This is a genomic window from Vallitalea sp. (genome assembly GCF_025211055.1).
Taxonomy (GTDB): domain Bacteria; phylum Bacillota; class Clostridia; order Lachnospirales; family Vallitaleaceae; genus Vallitalea.
Genome location: NZ_JAOARO010000092.1, coordinates 1 through 5,540 on the forward strand (window position 1 = coordinate 1; position 5,540 = coordinate 5,540).

At 27.9% G+C, this 5,540-nt stretch carries 5 protein-coding genes; 3 read left to right on the forward strand and 2 right to left on the reverse strand.

Going from position 1 to position 5,540, the window contains the following annotated elements:
- From N4A55_RS14440 to N4A55_RS14450, 3 genes are all read left to right on the forward strand, one after another.
- Positions 1-670: hypothetical protein (locus N4A55_RS14440; RefSeq protein ID WP_293757605.1), on the forward strand; the 670-nt coding region annotated here is incomplete at its 5' end.
- Positions 671-684: 14 nt separating this feature from the next.
- On the forward strand, positions 685-972 hold the full coding sequence (locus tag N4A55_RS14445; protein WP_293757607.1) for a hypothetical protein: 288 nt from the start codon (positions 685-687) through the stop codon (positions 970-972).
- 699 nt (positions 973-1,671) lie between these two features.
- Positions 1,672-2,970 carry a DUF5050 domain-containing protein gene (locus N4A55_RS14450; protein ID WP_293757609.1) on the forward strand — a complete coding sequence of 433 codons (1,299 nt, stop codon included), beginning with the start codon at positions 1,672-1,674 and terminating at the stop codon, positions 2,968-2,970.
- 61 nt (positions 2,971-3,031) lie between these two features.
- On the opposite strand, the gene N4A55_RS14455 is transcribed toward N4A55_RS14450, so the two are convergent.
- The gene (locus tag N4A55_RS14455; RefSeq protein WP_293757611.1) at positions 3,032-4,852 is read right to left on the reverse strand and encodes a hypothetical protein; all 1,821 of its coding nucleotides are present in this window, start codon (positions 4,850-4,852) and stop codon (positions 3,032-3,034) included.
- On the reverse strand, positions 4,839-4,994 hold the full coding sequence (locus N4A55_RS14460) for a hypothetical protein (protein WP_293757613.1): 156 nt from the start codon (positions 4,992-4,994) through the stop codon (positions 4,839-4,841). The genes N4A55_RS14455 and N4A55_RS14460 overlap by 14 nt, the downstream gene beginning before the upstream one ends.
- Positions 4,995-5,540: the final 546 nt, after the last annotated feature.

The window sequence follows — 5,540 nt, forward strand, 5'->3', positions numbered from 1 at the left end:
GAAAATAGATAAGCTTAACTTAAGAAGACGTACTGATGGGACAGAATTTTTATTTTTCAATGTAATTCTAGGTGATGTATATGATGCTGAACTTATTCTAGTAGGCTATGATTTTGAAGAAAACAGATGGATAACAAATAATGAAAAGAAACTTATAGCTGCTTTTGCCTTAATCCCTGGTTCTGCCAATGTAGCAAAAAAAATTGGTGGAGAAGTTATAGAACGTATTGCTAAAAAAGGTGTTGCTGAAGAAATAATTGAAGAAGTATCTAAAGAAACAATGGAAGAGATGATAGAGGAAACCTCTGAAGAAGTAGTTGAAAAAGTTGTAAAAGAGAGTACGAATCAACTTGTAAAAGATGGAAAAGACGTATTCAAGAAATTTGATGTTTCAAATGCATATGTAAAACCAAAACATTTATCTACTACTGGTGGAAATGGTGCAAAATTCCTTGGTGATTCTAAAGAAGGTGCAGAGGGAATTTTAAGGGAAGCAATGAAAAAAGGTGATATTGTTGATGTCCTTGACAACGGATTGACTAGACAAGGTAATCAATCATATGAAATTATTATTAACGCAGGAGAAACAATTGGAACTAAAGGAGAAACATTAATAAAAATGGTATTATCAGATGATGGAGGTATGCTAAGTGCATATCCAATAAAATAGGAGGTGAATATTAAATGATTGATGTTATTGAGAGATTTTTAAGAGATGAAATTTCTTCGCAGGAACTATATGAAGATATTTATAACTTTATAACTTCATTTCACATTAGAAATGGAGAATTTGAAGCAAATTATTATATCATTAAAAAATTGGATAATATAAATTTTTTAATATATGCTGAGAATATATATCAAGATAATCATAGAGAAATACCTTATAGCATTTCTATTTATAAAGATAATTTAATTCGAAAAATTAATAATTATGCCCATACTCAAGGGTTGAAAGTTATTGATGAATAAAATGTTATACATTTAAGATATGACTAAAAGAATCAGATTAAAAGTGATGAAATGATAGTTGAAAAAAGGGCTGTTTTTTTGAGATGTAATTACAGATATGAATTATAATACCTATAACAATATTCTTCTGAATATACCAAAATTATTACAAATACTACTAATGAAACAAAAAAATTGTGGATAAATGCGAAGAAGAATATAATAATAGTTCCCCAAATATAACCTTCTATCATTATTATATTTAAAATAATATGATGAATTAAATATGTTATTTGTTGGTAATACAGACATAAAAAAATGTAGGATATATTAACAGGATTTAGAGGAGATAACTTTTTTTAATTAGATTGGCAATATGTTTTAAAGTATTAACTATTTAGTTCTAAGACTCAATTAATTATTTGAATTCTTATAAAGCTTCGGGATAGAGTTGTTGTTTTTATAAATAACAATTCTATCCTTATTATTGTTAATAAGGATAGACAACGTCAATACATAATATGCTTAAGAAAAGTATACAAGGGGATGAGTAATCTTGATTAATAACAGAGGATAGTTATAGGAGAAAGTTGGAACAAGTAAAAGCAATGGGTGTTCTAGCAGAAATAACGAAGATATTATCTACCTATTGAATCAAAATCTTTTATGATATATAATATTAAAATAGTGTAAATATTTAATGACAAGGGGTATTATAAAATGAAATTCAAAAAATTTATTCTATTAGTAATTGTAGTATGTCTATTACTAATTACAAGTTGCGTACAAACACAAGAAGATAATTCAATTGATAATAAAATTACTAGTATTAACAGTGATATTACTGCAAAACCAAATAACATCAATAATGAAGATAATAATGTATCTCATAATGATTTCAGTATAACAGATACATTTCAAAATTATGATGATTCTTTAGGTATAGAAGATTCTAATCAAAATTCCAGTAATAATCTTTCTAAAGAGAAGTCAGTACAAAAAATTTCTGGAGATATACAAATCCAAAAAGAGAAACAAAGCAAAAAAGACATTAGTCAAAACAATAAAATTACAAAAGAATATAATGTATCCGAATATATCGAGTCGAGCAAGAATATTGCGTTTACTGATAATAAGTTTTTCTATATAGGTGAAGATTCTTTATTAAAATCATATGACAAAATAACTAAGGTGATAATTACTATATCCGATATCCCAGTATATGAATTTATGTTTATTAAGGAAAAGTTATACTTTCTAGGTAAAGATAAAAAAATATATGAATGTAATATTAATGGTGATAACATCAAAAATATTCTACCTGAAGATATTAAAATTAATACACAAGAATTTACTGATTTATATTATTGTTCCAATAATATAATATTTGAAAACAATCAATATTTATATCAATTTGATGTTAATACAAGAAAAATCGAAAAATTATCTTCTACTCCTGTACGTATTTCTCATGCTATTTCACATTCAGAAGGAGTGTTTTGTTATAAAAATTACGTAGTATATATTGATAAAGAAAAAAATCTCTATAGAAAAGATATGCTTGAAAGCAACATTGATTTTATAGCTAATAATGTAACGGCTATTTATTGCCAGAATGATTATTTATATTATACAACTAAAAATACTGGAGGCACAAGTGATATATACATGATACCAGTTAATGGTACAACTGAAGATTCACAAATAATACTCACAGATATAAAAATTACAGATTTGGCTATTTATAAAAATTGGTTGGTGTATATTTATTATGAATTTGATGCTACAAAGGATATGATTGATACAAATAATAAAATATTTTTATATAACTTAGACACCAAAAAATCAATAATTATTTCTACTATCGTAGACAACTTTATTGTAGTTCATGATAATGAACTATATTACTACGGAACTAAATATACACCAGATCCTATTTATTATAAATACAATTTTAGTACTAATAATATAACACAAATTGGCTCTATTAAGAATATACCTAATTACTTTAACCAATAAGTCCATATTATGTTATTTAAAAATGATAACCATCCCCCTATTTGAGGGATGGTTATCATTTTTATTCAACACCTGTTCTAATATACATTAAACCATCAGTTCCAAATATTGATTGTAAAGTGGTATTATTAGTGTCTAAATACTTTCTATCAATAACAACTACTCCAGATACAGAATTCATACTTGTATTAATTACACTACCATCAGTTGTGCTAAAAATATTGCTATTAACTAAATTAATTGCCTTCGCAAATTCATGGTATATTCCAGTATCTGTGCCAGAAGGAGTATAACATAGGCATCTTACTGATGAAGTATTTTTCACATTATCTCTCATACTTATGAGTTGACATCCTTCTGAGTTACTCCATCCATTTTCTGGTCCATCAGTAATGTACTTGTATTTATACATATTATAACCAGCATGAATGTTAATACCTGAGCTTGAACTATCATACCAAGTTGTATCACTAAATCTAATAACTTTTGGACTGCTAATTTTTAAAGCTGGGTATTTCCCCTGATGTAAATGTGAGTTAACATTATATACTCCATCAACTACTGTTGGAATATCATATGAAGTCCCTTTTGGTTTATCTGGTAATGTGGAAGCCTGGTCAGTAAAAAATACGATTTCATTATTTTTTATAACTAAAGCAATAGCTCCATACCTATCAATACTATATAATGATTTACCATTCTCTTTATTATATATCGTATCAGTATTTAAACCTGCACCCTCAAAAAAGAATATTAATGGTTTATTGTTTGATAGAGCTTCAACTATCTTCTCATTATTTATATATGTATTAACTCTATATAATGCATTTCTTTGTATCGATGTTAAATTATTACTATTAACATACGCTTCAATTTTATTGCTTGAAAGAATCTGACCACTATTCCCTGTAGGATAATTTTTACACTTCAATATATAATTTCCTGTACCAGAGTAATGAGACACTCTTATATAATATTTAATTCCAGACTCAACGGGTTTCTCTTTTACTAAATCAGGTGTTCCAAGACCATTATTACTTTTTCCAATGGATTCTCCAATTGGATTATTTTTAAAAACTTCTAAATCAACATCTAAAGTACTATCTGGTTCTAAGTAAAAGTTCGCTTTACCATCTTCCTCAAACTGTGCATAATACCAGTGTACATCACCTTGATTAATTAGCACAGGGTCTGTTGGATCGTCATTATTTAGTCTTGGAGCATCATTAACCGTAATTGTTACTTCAGCAATATTATCATTTTCATTTGATTCTGTTACTGTCAGTGAATCAGCTACAATACTTACTTTATAAACTCCTGGCTCTTTAAAATTAGCATTAAAAGATTGTTCAATGTATGTACGAGCTTGGAAGTTCTCTTTTGTCCATCCGAGACTAGTTGGTTGATCGTTAATAAATACTCTAATATTTGTCGTACCATTTACATGATCATAGCTAAAATTATTAACCCTGAAATTAATTGTAGTATCTTGGCAAAGTTCAACAGTACTTGGAACACTATTAGTAATTACTGTTTGTAGATTAGGTACACCTGCCCACACGAATGTTCCAGTTACTTTATTATTGGATGTATCTAAATCACTATATAAAGCCTCAATCTCTATCTCGTGAGTACCACCAATTACACCGTGTATTTCAAGAGGATAATTAATCACTGTCATAGCAGGTACTTTTGAGACATAAAAAGTACCTCCACCACCTATTTCACTATCTCTTTTAACAGTAACATTAAATCCATCTGAATCAACATTGGAATAATTAGCAATTTGAAATTTGAAATTTACTGGACCACCAGAAGGTAGTGGATTTGGTTGTCCAGAAGCTAAAGTTAGATTTTGAACTCTAATATCACAATTCGCCATTATTAACTTCCTCCTTTACTTTTGTCTGTACAGCTTCATCTACTTTGACTATAGCTGCAAATTTTGTTGCTTGTTTGTCAAGAGACTTGAAAGCATCAGCCTTACTAAGTAGGCAATTCGTTCTCTCTTTCATCTTTTTCATAGTAACACCTTCCTTTTTTGTTTTTATAAAGAAATCGCGATTTACTTTACATATATAATAGATAGAATTTCATCTTAAATGTAAACCTTAAATTAAAAATTTTTATAACGTACGTTTTTGTTAGTTAGTTTTATGAACGTATACGCAACTAACTTGACTTAATATTAACATTATAAAAGACGACATTACCACGACATCTTTTAATTAATGTATTTAACACACAAAAACTTACTATAGTAATTAATAGAACCAATTTAACTTTTAGAAGTTCAGTGCGTATGGTTGGCAAAACAAAAATAGGGGTAATGAGATGGAAGAAATGGTTCACACTCTAAAAGTATTATCCGAGGGTGAGGGAAAATTACACATAAGAAGTAAATTGCATGTATATAAGACTTTTTATAAATGTAAGCGACAAACCCACCACACATTCAATTATTAGTATCTCCATGATATAATCCAATTCATGGAGGTGTTTTAATGTCAGATATTAAAACTGATAAAGAGTGGAAAGAAATTATTAGTTTATTTAAGAAAAGTGGATTA

What these genes read in the sequence shown, in the direction of transcription:
- N4A55_RS14450 (WP_293757609.1), top strand. Translation starts at nt 1,672, where the DNA reads ATGAAATTCAAAAAATTTATTCTATTAGTAATTGTAGTATGTCTATTA.
- N4A55_RS14445 (WP_293757607.1), top strand. Translation starts at nt 685, where the DNA reads ATGATTGATGTTATTGAGAGATTTTTAAGAGATGAAATTTCTTCGCAG.
- N4A55_RS14460 (WP_293757613.1), bottom strand. Translation starts at nt 4,994, where the DNA reads ATGAAAAAGATGAAAGAGAGAACGAATTGCCTACTTAGTAAGGCTGAT.
- N4A55_RS14455 (WP_293757611.1), bottom strand. Translation starts at nt 4,852, where the DNA reads ATGGCGAATTGTGATATTAGAGTTCAAAATCTAACTTTAGCTTCTGGA.